17 protein-coding genes and 1 pseudogene are annotated in these 15,506 nt (G+C 60.7%); 12 read left to right on the top strand and 6 right to left on the bottom strand.

The features are described 5' to 3' along the window. Nucleotides 1-83 precede the first annotated feature (83 nt). Entirely contained in the window at nt 84-521 is a 438-nt protein-coding gene (locus tag HJB83_RS14685) for a VOC family protein (RefSeq protein WP_207583322.1), read from the bottom strand. 332 nt (nt 522-853) lie between these two features. Then, on the bottom strand, nt 854-1,144 hold the full coding sequence (locus HJB83_RS14690; RefSeq protein WP_221132197.1) for a hypothetical protein: 291 nt from the start codon (nt 1,142-1,144) through the stop codon (nt 854-856). Here HJB83_RS14690 and HJB83_RS14695 point away from each other — a divergent pair. The 4 genes and pseudogenes from HJB83_RS14695 to HJB83_RS14710 form a co-directional block, all read left to right on the top strand. Continuing rightward, complete coding sequence (locus HJB83_RS14695) at nt 1,143-1,445, top strand: hypothetical protein (RefSeq protein WP_221116976.1); 303 nt, start codon at nt 1,143-1,145, stop codon at nt 1,443-1,445. The genes HJB83_RS14690 and HJB83_RS14695 overlap by 2 nt on opposite strands. Beyond that, on the top strand, nt 1,442-1,972 hold the full coding sequence (locus HJB83_RS14700; protein WP_221116975.1) for a DUF992 domain-containing protein: 531 nt from the start codon (nt 1,442-1,444) through the stop codon (nt 1,970-1,972). The genes HJB83_RS14695 and HJB83_RS14700 overlap by 4 nt, the downstream gene beginning before the upstream one ends. A 156-nt stretch (nt 1,973-2,128) precedes the next feature. Further along, nucleotides 2,129-2,659 carry a sugar O-acetyltransferase gene (locus HJB83_RS14705; protein WP_207583319.1) on the top strand — a complete coding sequence of 177 codons (531 nt, stop codon included), beginning with the start codon at nt 2,129-2,131 and terminating at the stop codon, nt 2,657-2,659. Nucleotides 2,660-3,075: 416 nt separating this feature from the next. Next, nucleotides 3,076-3,195, top strand: a pseudogene (locus HJB83_RS14710) (transposase domain-containing protein); the annotation flags it as partial. Between the two features lie 54 nt (nt 3,196-3,249). Here the strand turns inward: HJB83_RS14710 and HJB83_RS14715 are convergent. After that, the gene (locus HJB83_RS14715; RefSeq protein ID WP_207583318.1) at nt 3,250-4,056 is read right to left on the bottom strand and encodes a sulfite exporter TauE/SafE family protein; all 807 of its coding nucleotides are present in this window, start codon (nt 4,054-4,056) and stop codon (nt 3,250-3,252) included. Nucleotides 4,057-4,353: 297 nt separating this feature from the next. Between HJB83_RS14715 and HJB83_RS14720 the strand changes: the two genes are divergently transcribed. Then, nucleotides 4,354-4,791: a GNAT family N-acetyltransferase gene (locus HJB83_RS14720; RefSeq protein WP_207583317.1), complete on the top strand. Its 438-nt coding sequence runs from the start codon at nt 4,354-4,356 to the stop codon at nt 4,789-4,791. 223 nt (nt 4,792-5,014) lie between these two features. After that, a complete protein-coding gene (locus HJB83_RS14725) occupies nt 5,015-5,836 on the top strand; it encodes an MBL fold metallo-hydrolase (protein WP_221132198.1) in 822 nt (273 codons plus the stop codon). A gap of 787 nt (nt 5,837-6,623) precedes the next feature. Here HJB83_RS14725 and HJB83_RS14730 read toward each other — a convergent pair. Beyond that, on the bottom strand, nt 6,624-7,955 hold the full coding sequence (locus HJB83_RS14730; RefSeq protein WP_221132200.1) for an alkyl/aryl-sulfatase: 1,332 nt from the start codon (nt 7,953-7,955) through the stop codon (nt 6,624-6,626). Nucleotides 7,956-8,195: 240 nt separating this feature from the next. On the opposite strand from HJB83_RS14730, the gene HJB83_RS14735 reads away from it, so the two are divergent. Both HJB83_RS14735 and HJB83_RS14740 read left to right on the top strand, forming a co-directional pair. After that, nucleotides 8,196-8,873, top strand: coding sequence for a winged helix-turn-helix domain-containing protein (locus HJB83_RS14735; RefSeq protein WP_207583313.1), 678 nt, complete (start codon nt 8,196-8,198; stop codon nt 8,871-8,873). Between the two features lie 3 nt (nt 8,874-8,876). Next, nucleotides 8,877-10,274 carry a HAMP domain-containing sensor histidine kinase gene (locus HJB83_RS14740; RefSeq protein ID WP_221132201.1) on the top strand — a complete coding sequence of 466 codons (1,398 nt, stop codon included), beginning with the start codon at nt 8,877-8,879 and terminating at the stop codon, nt 10,272-10,274. A gap of 4 nt (nt 10,275-10,278) precedes the next feature. On the opposite strand, the gene HJB83_RS14745 is transcribed toward HJB83_RS14740, so the two are convergent. Next, nucleotides 10,279-11,127, bottom strand: coding sequence for a glycosyltransferase family 25 protein (locus HJB83_RS14745; RefSeq protein ID WP_221132202.1), 849 nt, complete (start codon nt 11,125-11,127; stop codon nt 10,279-10,281). 208 nt (nt 11,128-11,335) lie between these two features. After that, the gene (locus HJB83_RS14750; protein WP_221132203.1) at nt 11,336-11,761 is read right to left on the bottom strand and encodes a DUF805 domain-containing protein; all 426 of its coding nucleotides are present in this window, start codon (nt 11,759-11,761) and stop codon (nt 11,336-11,338) included. Nucleotides 11,762-12,024: 263 nt separating this feature from the next. Between HJB83_RS14750 and HJB83_RS14755 the strand changes: the two genes are divergently transcribed. The 4 genes from HJB83_RS14755 to HJB83_RS14770 all read left to right on the top strand — a co-directional run bounded on the left by HJB83_RS14755 (nt 12,025) and on the right by HJB83_RS14770 (nt 15,480). Then, nucleotides 12,025-12,498 (top strand): nucleoside deaminase, encoded by a 474-nt coding sequence (locus HJB83_RS14755; RefSeq protein ID WP_221132204.1) that lies wholly within the window; start codon nt 12,025-12,027, stop codon nt 12,496-12,498. 445 nt (nt 12,499-12,943) lie between these two features. After that, nucleotides 12,944-13,639, top strand: a complete 696-nt coding sequence (locus HJB83_RS14760; RefSeq protein ID WP_221132205.1) for a class I SAM-dependent methyltransferase — start codon at nt 12,944-12,946, stop codon at nt 13,637-13,639. 189 nt (nt 13,640-13,828) lie between these two features. Continuing rightward, on the top strand, nt 13,829-14,572 hold the full coding sequence (locus HJB83_RS14765; RefSeq protein ID WP_221116966.1) for an SDR family NAD(P)-dependent oxidoreductase: 744 nt from the start codon (nt 13,829-13,831) through the stop codon (nt 14,570-14,572). Further along, nucleotides 14,569-15,480, top strand: coding sequence for a sigma-70 family RNA polymerase sigma factor (locus tag HJB83_RS14770; protein WP_221116965.1), 912 nt, complete (start codon nt 14,569-14,571; stop codon nt 15,478-15,480). The genes HJB83_RS14765 and HJB83_RS14770 overlap by 4 nt, the downstream gene beginning before the upstream one ends. Nucleotides 15,481-15,506 lie beyond the last annotated feature (26 nt).

Genomic DNA, 15,506 nt, shown 5'->3' on the forward strand with positions numbered 1-15,506 from the left:
GCGGTTTTCCGTCCGGAATTGCGTAAAAACAAAAATTTAGAGCGGTTCTGCGCTTCCGTGAAAAGCTGAACCGCTCTTGCTGCTCAGTTGAGCTCCTGCGCGAGTCCGACAAGAAGCCCCTCAGGCCCGCGGATGTAGCAAAGCCGATAGGACTCCTGATACTGAACGACTTCGCCCACTAGCTCCGCGCCCCGCGCACGCAGTCGTCCAAGCGTCTCGTCGACGTCGTCGACGGTGAACATGGCACGGAGGTAGCCAAGCGCGTTAACCGGGGCATCGCGGTGATCGGCGACGACAGTCGGCCGCAGGAAGCGGGAGAGTTCTAGCCGGCTGTGTCCGTCCGGCGTGCGCATCATTGCGATCTCGACATGCTGATCTCCCAGTCCGGTGACGCGCCCGGCCCACTCTCCCTCAATCGTGGCCCGCCCTTCGAGTTCGAGGCCCAGTTCGCGAAAGAAATCAATCGCCACGTCGAGGTCTTCGACGACGATCCCTACGTTGTCCATCCGCTTGAGCGCCATGCTTGTACTCTCCCACTTGTCGTTCGATTTCCTTCCAGGACGTGCATGGGCCATCGCTCCCGACATCGCTATCAGAATCTTTAGGGAAAATGTCTGGAAGGATCGATCGGGCGCGCACTCTGCAATTCCGAACAATAAAAAAGGCCGGGCGAAACGCACCGACCTTCTCAACATCGCTCTTCACACCAGTGCCAGTACATCCGTGGTCAAGGGCAGATTAACGACTTCGGCGTCGCGAACGCTCCTGTGGAGCACTCACCAGCGATGCCGATGGGCCGTATGTAGCCGCTGATTGTGTTCAATTCAAGTCCACAGCGTCAAGTTATGCCGGACTAGGTCCTGTTGACAAAGTTCTCCATCATCGAATTCCAGCGAGAGCGTGGGAAACGGGTCGGCGCGCAGCGCTTCGAGACGCTCGGTCGTGCGGCGACCTGACGCAGAGCGCGCATGTGCCTTCGTTCGGCGTAGTCCGCCCCGAACAGCAAGAAGTCACGGACGAACGCATTCATCTTGCCGAGCACACACTGGATCGTGCGGCCCGAAATCTTGCAGACGCCGTCCTCGTCGACGACGAGGACGCGGAGATGATGATAATCGCCTCCGGGCTTCACGAGCCTCGTCATGATGCTCCCGGTGCTCTCCCAGTCGCCGCTGTTCGAAACCGCGGTCTGTGCCGCCTCCTCGATGAGCTTGCTGACGACGGTTCCGTACCGGGCGGAGCGGTTACAGCTATCGATCGCCGTCGTCCGTCCGCCGGGCAGCGAAGCCGCCGCATACCAGTCCGCCGCCCGGATCTACGTCGGCGGCCGCCGCTTCGAATCCGGCAGGGTTGTCGACTTCTCGAAGGAAAAGCCCCAGTCGGCGCTTGAACGAAGTTTGTTGGAATGCGTTTACCGCGGTATTCATGAAAGGAAAATCCCATGAACAAGCTCATGATGACCGCAGCCGCAGCTACCCTCGGCGTCGTTCCCTCGTTCGTCCCGGCAGCAGAGGCTGCCAGCCAGCCCAAGCAACCGAAGCATGCCGCTCAGCAGGTCGTAAATACACCGAAGACCCGTCTTGGAACCCTGTCTTGCGAAGTCGCAGGTGGCGTCGGCATGGTCCTCGGTTCGAGCAAGGCGATCGACTGCAGCTTCAAGCAGAAGACCGGCAAGGTTGAGCACTACACCGGTACGATCGGAAAGCTCGGCCTTGATATCGGCGTAACCGGCAAATCGTACCTTAGCTGGGTCGTCGTCAATACTGCCCCTACGCGCGTAGGCGACGGCGCCCTTGCGGGTACCTATGTCGGCGCGTCAGCCAGTGCGTCCGTCGGCGTCGGCCTCGGTGCCAACGCGCTGGTGGGAGGAAATGCGAAAAACTACGCATTGCAACCACTCAGCGGTGAAGCCGGAACCGGCCTGAATGTGGCTGCAGGCGTCTCCCGTCTCCAGCTTAAGGCTGCGCGGTAGCGCTAGGAATTGCCTAAAACGCGAATCTAGGAGTTGCGTGAAGCGGCCAAGGGTGCTTGCCTCCTTTAGCCCATAGCGGACATGGGCTAAAGCCCTTTTCTCTCATTTTCCAATGACATCATCTATAATTGCGCCGAATCGCCGGGATACCAGCATATGACAAGTTCGGCCCGCTCCGCCGAAGGTCGCGCCCGCTTTGAAAATGTGCAACGGGCGGTCCGCCTATCGGCAAGACTTAGCGCGATCGGCTTCGACGATCTTCCCGGCCTGCGCTCCGCCTTTGAAGAGCTAGTAGGAAAGCCAGTGGGCGATCGGTTCATGGTGATCCCTCCTTTCTCGACCGACTGCGGCTTGAACATAAGCGTGGGAGCCAACGTCTTCATCAACCAGGGTTGCCACTTCATGGATATGGGCGGCATCGCTATCGGCGATGACGTAATGATAGGGCCGAAGGTAACCATTGTTTCCGCGGGACACCCTGTGTCTCCTTCGAAGCGTCGAAACGGTATCACTGCGGCACCTGTCATCATTGGCAAGAATGTCTGGATCGGCGCTGCGGCTACCATCCTCCAAGGCGTCACCATTGGTGAGAATGCCGTAATTGCAGCCGGTGCAGTGGTTAGTCGAAGCGTCCCGGCGAACTCTATGGTAGCCGGGGTGCCAGCCCGAGTGATCAAGCATCTGTAGTCGAGCCTCTCGCCATGTCCGACATTGGCCCAAACCGGGCTTCCTTCTCAATGCAGCTGGCCGCAATCAGTCCCTCGTGGTTTGAGTGTGAATAGGCCTCGAACATTGACCCTTTACTTGTCTTCACGCCCGTAGTTGATGGCCCCTTGAATAGGTGGCATCATCATGAGCATGGGTTTAGACCGCAAACAGCAGGTACGCGGGACGACGCCGCCGTCAGTAGAGCAGCAGAAACCTCGAATTTCGAACGATAAAACACGGCGGGGCGAACGCGCCCCGTGCTTCGTCTCACACGGTCCACTCTGAAAAGCCCTGCCATTCCAGGCCAACCGCATGGGGCAGAATTCTTGATTTTTGCACGATACCGTCAACCCCCCTTATCAGTTTGGCGACGGTTGAGAGAGAACTGAACGACCATCGCCTCGCTCGTCGAAACCTGCAAACTCAACGGCGTTGATCCGCTGGCCTATCGGACCGCCACGCTCACCGCCATCGTCAACGGCCACAGACAGAGCCGGATCGATCAACTGCTGCCAGATTCCTGTCGCAGGACCGCTGAAGGTCATGAGGTTGCGGCAGGACGCCCGCGGTCATGCGTGCCGCCATACCTTGATTGCGGAAATCACCAGGATCACAGCAAGGGCAGGCAGCAGCACGACACTCGGGACGATGCCGAGGAGCTGTCCGCCGATAAACGCGCCAAGGATCGATCCAAGGGCCATGACGAGCAGGAACATACGGTTGCTTCTGATGACGGCAAAGCTTTGGTCACGGCTGTAGCGGGTAAAGCCGACGACCATCGTCGGCAGGCTGACAGCCAGGGAAAGGCTACCTGCGAGCTTGATGTCTGCGCCGAAGAGAAGAATGAGGGTTGGAATCAGAAGCTCGCCGCCCGCGACCCCGAGCAGGGATGCCACGATACCAATCACGAGCCCCGCGACCACGCCTGCTATGATCTGCGCAGTCCCCGTCACAAGGGCCGACCCGGCTGAGATGTCGTGACCTAACACCAGCACGCCCGCGATCATGAGCAGCAAGATGGCGATCACCTTGTAGAGCGTCTCGGACTTCAGTCGCGTCGCCCAGCCCGCGCCGAGCCAGGCACCCGCGAGACTTCCGGCCAGGAGGTTGACGATGATTGGCCAATGCGCCGCAATCTGGTCGAAAGGAACCGTCGCCGCCCGAAATGGCAGAGCGAATGCTACGACGACCAGGCTCATGGCCTTGTTGAGGATCACCGCCTCCAACGCTGCAAAGCCGAACGGAGCGATCAGAAGGGGCAGACGGAATTCTGCTCCTCCAAGTCCGATCAGGCCACCAAGGGTGCCGATAGCCGCTCCGCAGATAAACGCCGCTGGCCGATTGCTGGAAAGGTCCTTCAAGGCGGGATCGGCCATGGCGTTATGTTCTCAAGGAAATCACGGGCCATGACCTATGACCCGGAAGCCGCGCATCGACAAGGGTAGCATGGCGCGTGTCACCGCGAGTGGCGCATGGCAAACCTGCGAACCATGCGGCGCCCAGAACATGAGTTTCTCGGTCAACCTGCCTATGTCGCCGAGTGCGCTCTTCACGTCATCCGTCTCTGTACATATGTAAGTATCCTGACTTTTGCGGCGAGAATTGTTGTGATTTTCATCGCAAAAATGGCACTGGATGAATTCAGTGCCAGATAACCTTGAAAGCCACACCCCATGACGACCGTGATCCGCCCCATCGCTTCGCCGGACGAGGCACAATGGCTGCCGCTCTGGCAAGGCTATCTGCGCTTCTACCGCCACCGCCTGCCGGAGGAACTCACGTCGCTCGCCTTTTCGCGCCTGGTCGATCCCGGATGCCAGCCGCATGGGCTGGTGGCCGAGCGCGACGGCGCTCTGATCGGGTTTGCCCATTATCTGTTCCATCCATCGACCTGGGCAGCCAACGACGTCTGCTATCTCGAGGATTTGTTCGTTTCGCCTGAGGCGCGCGGCAGTGGCGCCGGGCGGGCCCTGATCAAGGCGGTCTACGACTACGCCGATGCGTCCGGCGCGGCCACCGTCTATTGGATGACGCAGGAGTTCAACGCCGATGGTCGTGCGCTCTACGATACGCTGGCGCGACGCACCTCTTTCATCCGCTACGAACGCTGACAGAGCCGTGCCGGATGCCGGCGGGCGTCAGCGAGGTGAAATCGACAGCGATGCCGATATTCATGCCTGGGCGCTCGCGCGGGATGATCGGATTGCATGTCCTGTCGAAGCTGTTCCGGGACGCGGGTGGGCTGTGGCTCTACCGACGTGATCCCGGCCAAATCGTCGAATACGACCGGGATGCTGGCCCTGAACACGTACCAAGCTTGCGAGGAACCTGACCATGACATGTCATATCTGCACCGCCTGCGGCACTCAGTTCGGCGAAAGCACGGAGCCACCCTCTGCCTGTCCCGTTTGCGAAGATGATCGACAGTTCGTGCCGCCATCAGGTCAGGCATGGACGAACATGGCGGTCATCGGCTCGACCCATAAAATACTCTGGACCGAGGAAGCCAAGGGCCTTCACTCTCTTCAGATGTCACCAGAGTTCGGGATCGGCCAGCGAGCCTTCCTCATCGAAGGCCCCGACGGCAATATTCTGTGGGACTGCCTCAGCCTGCTGGACGAGACCAGCATCACGAAAATTGCTGCCATGGGCGGCCTTGCGGCCATCGCGATTTCGCACCCGCATTTCTATTCGTCGATGATGGCGTGGAGTGAAGCCCTTGGCGACGTGCCTGTCTATGTCCACGCCGATGATCGCCAATGGGTGCGGAGATCAGGGCCGGCACTCAGCCCATGGACGGGCGAAATCTTCGAATTGAACCAGGCGACCCTGGTCCGCTGCGGCGGCCATTTCGCCGGCAGTTCGGTGCTCTATTGCCCCTGGCTGGAAGACGGACGGGGTGCGCTGTTTGCTGGTGACACAATGCAGGTAACCCTCGATCGCAGATATGTCAGCTTCATGCGCAGTTATCCGAACCTCATACCGTTAAATGCGCGCGCGGTGAAAGGCATAGGAGAAGCGGTGCGTCCCTTCCGGTTCGAGGCGATCTATGGAGGATTTTCAGGCAGGACGATCAAACGCGAAGGATCGCATGTCGTGGAGCGATCAATCGCGAGATACATCCGGGCGATCGAGGCCGACCCACAACAGGACTAGGCCGTGAACCCATAAGTCTTGATGACCGCCCTGGGTGGAACCCGTCATGCAAATCGACTAGTCGTAGTCCATGCTTAAGTTTGTAGAACAACAGCTCGGCCAAGGTTGGGTCGCCGAGCCAAATGCGCCAGAGCCTCAGGTTTCAGTTGCAGGCCCCTCGGTCAACGTCTGTTTCCGCTCGTATAGGCCCGGCAAGACAGAAAACCGTCGGGTATTCTCAGGGCTTTGAACCTATTTTCGAAGGCCGGTCCGAAGTTTGATGAGACATGGGGCACTCTAAGCTTCATTGGTTGCAGCCGGTGGCGCTGGGACGACACCAACGATCATGAATGGTATAAGGTAGATGGCCATAGTCGCTACAGTGGCATAGCCCCGCGTTGGGGCGAGTTCTATGAGTTAGTTGGCCACGACACGATCCGCGATGCCGTGCCTTGGGAGACAATCCGGGCAGACACCGCTAACTCCCGACATTTCCTCTATTATTTTCGCGACGAAACGCTTGAGTTCATGGCCGAGGAGTGGTCTTTCATCCCTAGCCTGACGGTCTAATTTTGCGTTCGTTTGGAGCTGAGACTTTCCTGTAGTAGCGGAACCTGATTCAGATTCCAGGATGAGCCGCTATGATCTAACCGACGTTGAATGGCGCGTAGTTGCGCGGATTTTACGAGCTTGGGTTTAAGCGCCATCTCTCTCGCTCATTGAGCAAGCCGCCCCAAGGCTGCCACCATGACGGACGGCAACTTCGCGCAGTAGCGCGTTATATCTACACGATTATGCATCCGTTTCTTCAGGCTGGACTACGGAGACCATCACCGTCGTCCAGATAGCGAGCCTTCAAGTTATTGGCGACCGATAGATAATAGTTTCGAGCAGTGGCGTTCATTTGGCGCTCCCCTAGCTCGCGCAGCGCTTTCATCTTGACTGTCATCGCCGCGCGGTTGCCGGGCTCGAGGTCGAGCAGATAGTCCGCTTGCTCTGCAGCCCACTGAAATTCACCGGCTGCGAGCGCCGCTTCAGCACTTTCCAGCATTTTGGCGGAGCCGCCCGACATCGCTACGAGTTTTCCCGCTCGCTCTTTCGCAGCAAGGGGCCAAATATTGGTTGGGTTACCATCGAACCAGCCTGCATTCTGGCAATAAATGCCACGGATCGACCACGGCACGGTCCCATAAAATTCCTGCAGGTAGGGATGCTGCGCTAGTTCTTCAGGCAACTTGATTTGCTGCACCAGCTCGTCAGGGGTCATACCCTTGGCAATGCCTTCAATCGTCTTTTCGTACACGAACTTGATGGCATCCCGATAAGCCGTCAGTGCGTTGCGAGCATCGGCCGCATTCTCGATCACACCCATGTGGCCGGGTACAATAAAATCCGGTTCGAGCGAGAGCAGCTTGTCCAAGCTCTCGATCCACTTGTCTACCGGGCGCGTCGGCAGGCCGCGCAACGGAGCGATATTCGGAAAAGTCTTCAGCAAGACATCGCCGGCGATGAGTACCTTTTGCTCCGGGAGCCATACCGAAATGTTGTCGTCCGCTTCCCCGGGGGTCAAAATCGGTTGAAGTGCGATACCTGCGATAGTGATGGGTTTCTCATCACCATCGAACGTATTGGTCGGCGGCAAAAAGCCTTGGCGGGTATGAGGCATCGTCCTGCCGTATTCCAACTGCGTGCCCGCGTTGATGAAGTCCTCGGCCGGAAGATGCATGCCGAAGGCATCGCCTCCATCGCGCTGACCGCGACCCATGCTGGGTGTCGCAGAACGCAAAAGCTCGTGGCTATAAATTCCTGGGCTCTCATTGCCCGCGAACACAGTCGCACCGCCCGTATGGTCGGGGTGATTATGGGTATAGATGATCGCCTGAACGGGACGAACGAGGTGAGAACCAAACGCCTCTACGATGGCCGTCGCATCAACAGGATTGGCGGCGGTATCAACGATAATCGAACCTCCCCGGCCGGCAATCAAGGTGACGTTGCTGGCCGAGTAGCCGATGGCGGCATATACCCCGTCGGTGACGTGGACGACGCGTGGCCGAAATTCCTCCGAATGGGCAATCAGCTTCTCCCTGCCAATGAACTCGTCCTGAGAACCGGTTTGCAGTGTAGGTTTAATGGTCATGGCATCCCGTTTCCGTCTGTCGTCGCGAAGGCATCTTACTAATCGGGGGCCTGAGGTCGAGAACTTCATGGCCGCAATTGAACCTATAGAGCCTTTGGAAACATATACCCTGCGGGATAATTCCACGGCAGAAGGCCCAGACTGAGCAGGGCCCCCGCACCTTACCAATCCGTAAGTTGTGGCCAAGCCGCCGCCTCGGCTAAATTGCCCGCTCCAGGCATGCCGGGAACGATCGGGCCGATGCGAATCCTGCTTATCGAGGACGATACCAAGACGTCCGACTATATCGCCAAGGGCCTTTCCGAGGCAGGCCATGTCTGTGACGTGGTCGGCGACGGCCGCGATGGGCTGTTTCAGGCGCAGCGCGAGGCCTATGACGTCATCGTCGTCGATCGCATGCTGCCGGGGCTCGATGGGCTGGCGATCGTTCGCTCGCTCCGGGCTGCCAAGATCGGCACATCGGCGCTGTTCCTGACGTCGATCGGCGGCGTCGACGACCGGGTCGAAGGGCTGGAGGCGGGCGGCGACGATTATCTCACCAAGCCTTTCGCCTTCTCCGAGCTGATGGCGCGCGTCAATGCGCTTGGCCGCCGGCCGCCGGTGCAGGAGCAGAAGACGGTGCTGAAGGTTGCCGATCTCGAGCTCGATCTGATCCGCCGCGAAGCCCGCCGCGCCGGCCAAGTGATCGAGCTGCAGCCGCGTGAGTTCGTCCTGCTCGAAGTGCTGATGCGCGGCGAAGGCCGGGTCATCACCAAGACGATGCTTTTGGAGCGGGTCTGGGATTTCCACTTCGATCCGAAGACCAGCGTCGTCGAGACCCATATCAGCCGCTTGAGGGCCAAGGTCGACAGACCGTTCCAGGCCCAGCTTCTGCACACGGTCCGCAACACCGGATACAGCCTGCATGCGCCGCGTTAGAACATGATGGCTCCCAACCCCACAGGATTTTTGGCATCGTTCTCCAGCCTGCGCCGGAGCACGCCGTTCCGGCTTGCCGTCACCTTCGGCTTGCTCTTCGTCGTCACCTTCTTTTTGAGCGGCGCGATCATCTATCACATGCTGGACCTTGGCCTCTCCCGCGATCTCGAACAGTCGCTCACCGAGATGAATTCGCTGATCGTTTCGACCTACGAGCCCGGTGACACCGGGGATCTCGTCAACACGCTGAACAATTATGCGAGCTTCCAGTCGACCTCCGACGGGCTTTATTCGCTGACCGACCATGCCGGCAAGAAGCTCGCCGGCAATTTCGCCGCACCGCCCATCCCGAACGGCGTCTATACCGTCAGCTCGGGCGATGTCGGGCTGAAGGGGCATGAACGCTACCGGATGCAGGTGTCGACGATCGGCCCCTACAGCCTGGTGGTCGGCGACAACTTCAACGATGTCGACGAGATGCTGAGGATCGTGCTTGAAAGTTTCGAATGGGCCGCGGCGATCGTCGTGGCGACGGCGATCGGCGGCGGCGCCTTTCTCGCCGTTCGCGCCCAGGCGCGGCTGGACAGGGTGGCCAACACCATGAACGACGTGTCCCACGGCGCGCTCGACGCCCGCATTCCGATCAGCGGCAACGGCGACGATCTGGATACGGTGGCGATCCAGATCAACGCGGCGCTGGTGCGGCTGCAGACCTTGGTCGAGAGCATGCGGCAGGTGAGCACCGATATCGCCCATGATCTGAAAACGCCGCTGAACCGGCTGCGGCTGACGCTCGATGCCGCGGTGGCGGGCAATGACCGGCAGGCGGATGTGTCGGCCCTTCTCGACGAAGCGAGAAACGAGAGCGACCGGATCAACGCCACCTTCGAGGCGCTGCTGCGCATTTCCCAGATCGAGGCCGGCGCCCGCAAGGAGCGTTTCCAGCCGACCGATCTCGATGCCGTGCTTGCGGTGATTTCCGAGGTCTATGTCGATGTCGCCGAAGATGCGCAGAAGTCGCTGCGGATAACGGCGCGCGCTCCCGCCATCATCCGCGGCGACCGCGATCTGCTGACCCAGATGATCGCCAACCTGGTGGAGAATGCGATCAACCACTGCCCGGCTGGAACGGTGATCACGGTTTCGCTGCGCCGTGAGCACGATCGCGCCATCCTCTCGGTCGCCGATACCGGCCCCGGCATTCCCGCCGGCGAAAGGGACAAGGTCTTCCGACGGCTCTATCGGCTGGACAAGAGCCGGACGACGCCCGGAAGCGGGCTCGGGCTCAGCCTCGTCAAGGCGATCGCCGAGCTGCATGCGGCCGAGATCACCATGGGAGACAGTCAACCCGGCCTCATCGTCTCGATCGCCTTCCCCCTACTCTCGGGAGAACGATCCTGACCGCTCATCCCGGCGAGCGATCCTGACCTTTCATCCCGGGTGAGCGGTCCCGACCGCTCACCCTCGACACCGCGAGGCGGCTGAAGCGGGCTGCAAAGCGGCGTATTTCGGCAGCAGTGCGATAGGGCAGAACGCTCCACGGCCGGCGGCGGCCAAGCCGGTAGGCCGAAAGCCCTGACTGGATCTGCGAGCTGGCATCCGCCCTCTGGCTGACCGGCAGCGGATCGACGAAGCAGGCGCTTAAGCCCTCGTCGAATTCCAGGTCGAAGGCGAGATCATAGGGCAGCCGCATCGGCAGCATTGCGCCGGCAATCCAGCCGGCCGCCCTGCGGTTGATCAGATAGGCGCCGGAGCCCTTCTCGCGGGTCAGCGCGATAGCGAGCGAGCGCGACGCCGTCAGCGGCTCCACCCTGTGCTTGCGCCCGGTGTTGACGGTGGAAAGACGCAGGATGTCCCAGCGCGTCTGGTGCTGCAGGGCGGCCTCGAGCACCTCGGCAAGATCGTCGTCGACATCGAGGTCGTCTTCCAGGATGAGCGCGAATTCGGCATTGCCGGAGAGGAAGCGCCTGGCGCATTCGACGTGGCTAAAAAAACAGCCGATCTCGAAAGGGTTCGGCCGGCGGCCATGCCGGCTCAGATAGGAGGCTTCGTCAAAATCCGGATGCGGCAGGCTGAGCCCCGCTCCGTCCACCGCCGCCACCCGCTCGAAGGCAAGGCCGATGCCCACAAGCAGGCGCTCCATCCGAAACCGGCGCAACGGCGCGCGGTCGAGATTGATCAGATAGGTGTCGACCCGCAGGCTGACCGGATGGATCGCCGGCATCAGGGCGGCAGGTGTGGCGCGCATGTTCATGAGAGAGCTGACCTCGACTTGGCAATGATGGCGCCAAGCTGCGCTCCAAACCTCACGGAGACCTCGCGGGGGCTATACATTTTTGTAAGGTGGCAAGGGTTGGAGTGTGGGGCAGCGGAAGTGCGGGTGCCCTGCACGCCCGAGACATCCGGCGGCGGTCCCCAGCCGGCAGACCTTGCCCGCGGCGGCCATTATCCGCCGAGCAAACCTAAACGGGCGCTCCGGCCGAGCCGGGCACTTCGCCAAACCTGTTGGGGTTCCTCGAGCCAGGAGTGAGGATGATTGCAAGAAAGGCCGCCAGCACCAAGATACCCGTGAGAATGACCGCCGTGAGGGAGCCAACTGCCTCGTAATAGCCTTGGACCAAGTAAAGCACGAAGACTGAAGGGGTCCACCAGCCGCTCTGATCGAAGTCATGCAGTCGCCTCACCATCAGGCACATGCTGGCGATGATAGCCAGCACATAGGTCAGAGCGATTAACCCCTGTATTGAATACGCCTGCCGAGGTCCGATCTGCGTCTGCAGGCGCGTGAGCGCGAATATCGTGATCGCGGCGATAGCGATGACTGCCACGGTGAACAGGAAATAGCGAAGACGACCAAGCCTACCCTGTAACGAGAATGTTTTGAGCATTGTACCCCCTTGCAACTGATCGAGAAAACCACTCTCGCGCTTATAGTTAGACGGTTGCATTGGAGCAGCGTCAAACGGAAATTGAAAGACTAGCCAGGCTGCACGAGACATCCGGCGGCGGTCCCCAGCCGGCAGACCTTGCTGGGCGACCAGAAGGCGGGTGCCGCGATCCGGATCGCCGATCCTCAATCGGATTTGCAGCCCTTGGAAATCCCTCCGATTCAAGACAAGATCGTCCGGCTCTAGCTTTTGGGGAGACTCTGATGGAAAACCACGAGCCGTTTCTACGCGAGGCGATTGCGCTCTCGAAATCTGCGATGAACCGGGGCGACGAACCATTCGGCTCGGTGCTGGTGAAGGACGGCGAGGTCATCCTGCGTGCCGAAAACAGTGTCTTCACAGGCCATGATATGACGAACCACGCCGAGATGAACCTGGTGAAACTGGCGGCGCAGCACTACGACACTGCTTTTCTCGCCGACTGCACGCTCTACACCAGCACGGAGCCGTGCGCGATGTGCTCCGGGGCGATTTACTGGTCGGGCATCGGGCGTATGGTGTTTGCGTGCTCCGAAACGCGGCTTGGCGAGATCGCCGGCATCGGGTTGAACGTGCCGAGCCGGACGATCCTGCAAACCGGCGCACGCATCGTCACTGTGGTTGGCCCGACGAACCTCGAAGACGAAGCCGCCGAAGTGCATCAGGAATTCTGGCCGAAGCATCTGGGCAAGGTTTAGCCTCAGCTGGAAGTTTGGCGAAACGTCTCCCCAACCTCCGTCATCCCAGGCCTTGAGCCTGGGATCCATCCCCGCTGCCGACGGAGCCCGCCGTGGATCCTCGGGTCAAGCCCGAGGAGGACGGAGGGTGGGGTGAGCGCTGGGGCAAATACAGCGACGCACCGGGCCTGGCGGGCAACAGAGGCAACGTAAAGACTGCGGTTCACATAGAACGCCGACGCGCCATCCGTTGCGCAGGCCGGGAGTTTGGCGAAAACACATCCCCAATCTCCGTCATCCCAGGCCTTGAGCCTGGGATCCATGCCCGCCGCCGACGGAGCCCGCCGTGGATCCTCGGGTCAAGCCCGAGGAGGACGGAGGGTGGGGTGAGCCCTGGGGCAAACACGGCGGCGTGTCAGGACATGGGGGCAATGAGCCGAAGCGGTCATTGAAGAAGGGGAAAATCTTGGCCGAGAATGATTATGATGCCTTCGCGGCGGCATACGACGCGGATAATGAGGCCAACGCCTGGAATGCCTATTACGAGCGGCCGGCCATTCTTGCCCTGGTCGGCGAGGTCGCCGGGCTTTCCGTGCTCGATGCGGGATGCGGCGGCGGGGCGCATGCGGCAGCGCTTGTCGAGCGTGGGGCTGTGGTGACCGGGATCGATGCCAGTGCCGGCATGCTGCAGATCGCGCAACGCCGCCTGGAAGGGCGCGCGCGCCTGCTATCGGCTGATCTCAGCGAAGCTTTGCCGTTCGAGGATCAAGCCTTCGATCTGATCCTCGCCTCGCTGGTGCTGCATTATCTGCCGGACTGGTCGGGGCCGCTCATGGAATTCAACCGGCTGCTGCCGCAAGGCGGCCGCCTGGTTTTCTCGACACACCATCCCTTCATGGATCACCCGTCGAGCGGCCGCGACAATTATTTCGAGACCTACAGTTTTGACGAGACCTGGCAGCGCGGCGAAAAGCAGATCGCCATGCGCTTCTGGCATCGGCCGCTGCACGCCATGTTCGACGCACTCAAAACGGCTGGATTTCAGATCGACATCGTCAGCGAGCCGCAGCCCGATCCTCGCGCCCGCACGCTGTTTCCGCGGGCCTATCAAAACCTGACGACCACGCCGCGGTTCCTCTTCTTCTCGGTGGTGAAAACATGACGATGTGGATGACGAGAATTTTTCGCTATACGGTAGCAGTTGCCACCACCGTCGAATTTCGGTCGAGTCAGACTTTTAGACACTGGCCTGCGAAAATCGCAGATGACCATGACTCTTTTCACCTCGTTGGAACGTCGTTGTAGCGACCGTCGTCGAGCGGTCGAATCCGACCCGAATGAGGACTGAGACATGGATCTGGAAGGAAAGCGAATTGTGGTCGTCGGCGGGAGCCGCGGCTTGGGGAGGGGGCTTGCCGAGGCATTCGTGGCTCGCGCGGCCGAAGTCACCGTGGTCGCCCGCAACGCCGCGGCCGCGCAGGGGCCAGCCGAGCAACCGACCGTCACCGCCATATCGGCTGATGCAACCGATGTCGATGCCGCATGGCGGATCATGGAGCAGACGCGACCTGATCTCGTCATCATGAATGCCGGTGCGGAACCGCTCATGGAACGGATCGACCGGATTGGCTGGGAGGCATTCACGACCAACTGGAATGTGGACGTCAAGGCCGCGCTCCACTGGGTACAGGCTGCCCTGACCCTGCCGATGACGCCGGGCGGGCTTGTCGTCCTGGTCTCCAGCGGAGCGGCCGTGCAGGGGTCGCCGCTATCGGGCGGTTATGCGGGAGCCAAGCGCGCGCAGTGGTTCATTGCAAAATATGCCGAGGGCCTGTCGGCGCAACTCGGCCTGGGTCTGCGCTTCCGGGTCATCGTTCCCCGGCAGATGTTCGCCGGAACCGGCGTGGGTGATACCGGCATCGGGGCTTACGCCGCGGCGGCGGGTCGGACATTTGCCGAACAGGCCGCCACCTGGCCGGACATGACGCCGCGGGCTTTCGGTGATACGGTTGCCGACCTGATCGGCAAGACGGCTCTCGCCGAGGCTATGGTCTATGCCGTGCGCGGCGATACGGGTGTGACGGTCATCGAATGACGGAAAACGCTGCTCTCGAAGCCGAAGCGAGGAAAATTCTGCTCGCGGCGCTTGCCAGCGAAGCGGACGCGCTTCGCCCCGAGCTGCATCGCTATGCTGCTCGTCTGGTAGGGTCGGTGATCGACGGCGAGGATGTGATTCAGGACGCGTTTGCCAGGGTATTTGCGACGGCTGGCTCGATCCCGCCGGGCGCCCCGCTGCGACCCTGGCTCTTTCGCATTGTCCACAACGGAGCCATAGATGCCCTGCGCCAGCGCAGTACGCGCCGATCCGAGCCCCTTGAGATGGCCTTTGATCTGGCCGATATCAGCGCCGTCGGCCCGGAGGACGCGCTGATCCGGCAGGACACGGTGCGGGTCGCCCTGGGCCATTTTGCAGACTTGCCGGTGCCGCAACGCAGCGCGGTGATCCTCAAGGATGTGTTGGGAGAGTCGCTCGCGGACATCGCAGCGCTGCTGGACCTGAGCGTCGATGCAGTCAAGGCCCATCTGTCGCGCGGTCGGGCGAGATTGCGAGCCATTTCCGACGTGCGGTCCGAGGTTGCGCCATCGCCTAGTCCCGAGGTCCTGAACTTTGCAGCGCTCTTCAACGCCCGGGACTGGGACGCTTTGCGCAGCCTGCTGGCCGAGGATGTTCGGCTTCGTCAGGCGCGACGGCCGGAAATCTCGGGTGCCGCCGACGTCGGTCGATTTTTCACCTATTATGCCGAATATCCGCCGGTCAGGCTCGAACCGGCCTGGCTGGAAGGCCGGGAAATATTGCTGGTATCAGCCGAACCGTCTGATGGTCCTCGCTATTTCATGCTGCTCGAATGGCGGGAGCAAAAGATAAGCCTGATCCGCGACCATCGCTATGCGACCTATGTCATTGATGATGCGGCGGACGTAATGTTGGCGGCATCGCGGTGACCGACCTTGATTAAGACGCGCTTTCT

The sequence above is a fragment of the Rhizobium sp. NZLR11 genome, assembly GCF_019685115.1.
Classification (GTDB): Bacteria; Pseudomonadota; Alphaproteobacteria; order Rhizobiales; family Rhizobiaceae; genus Rhizobium.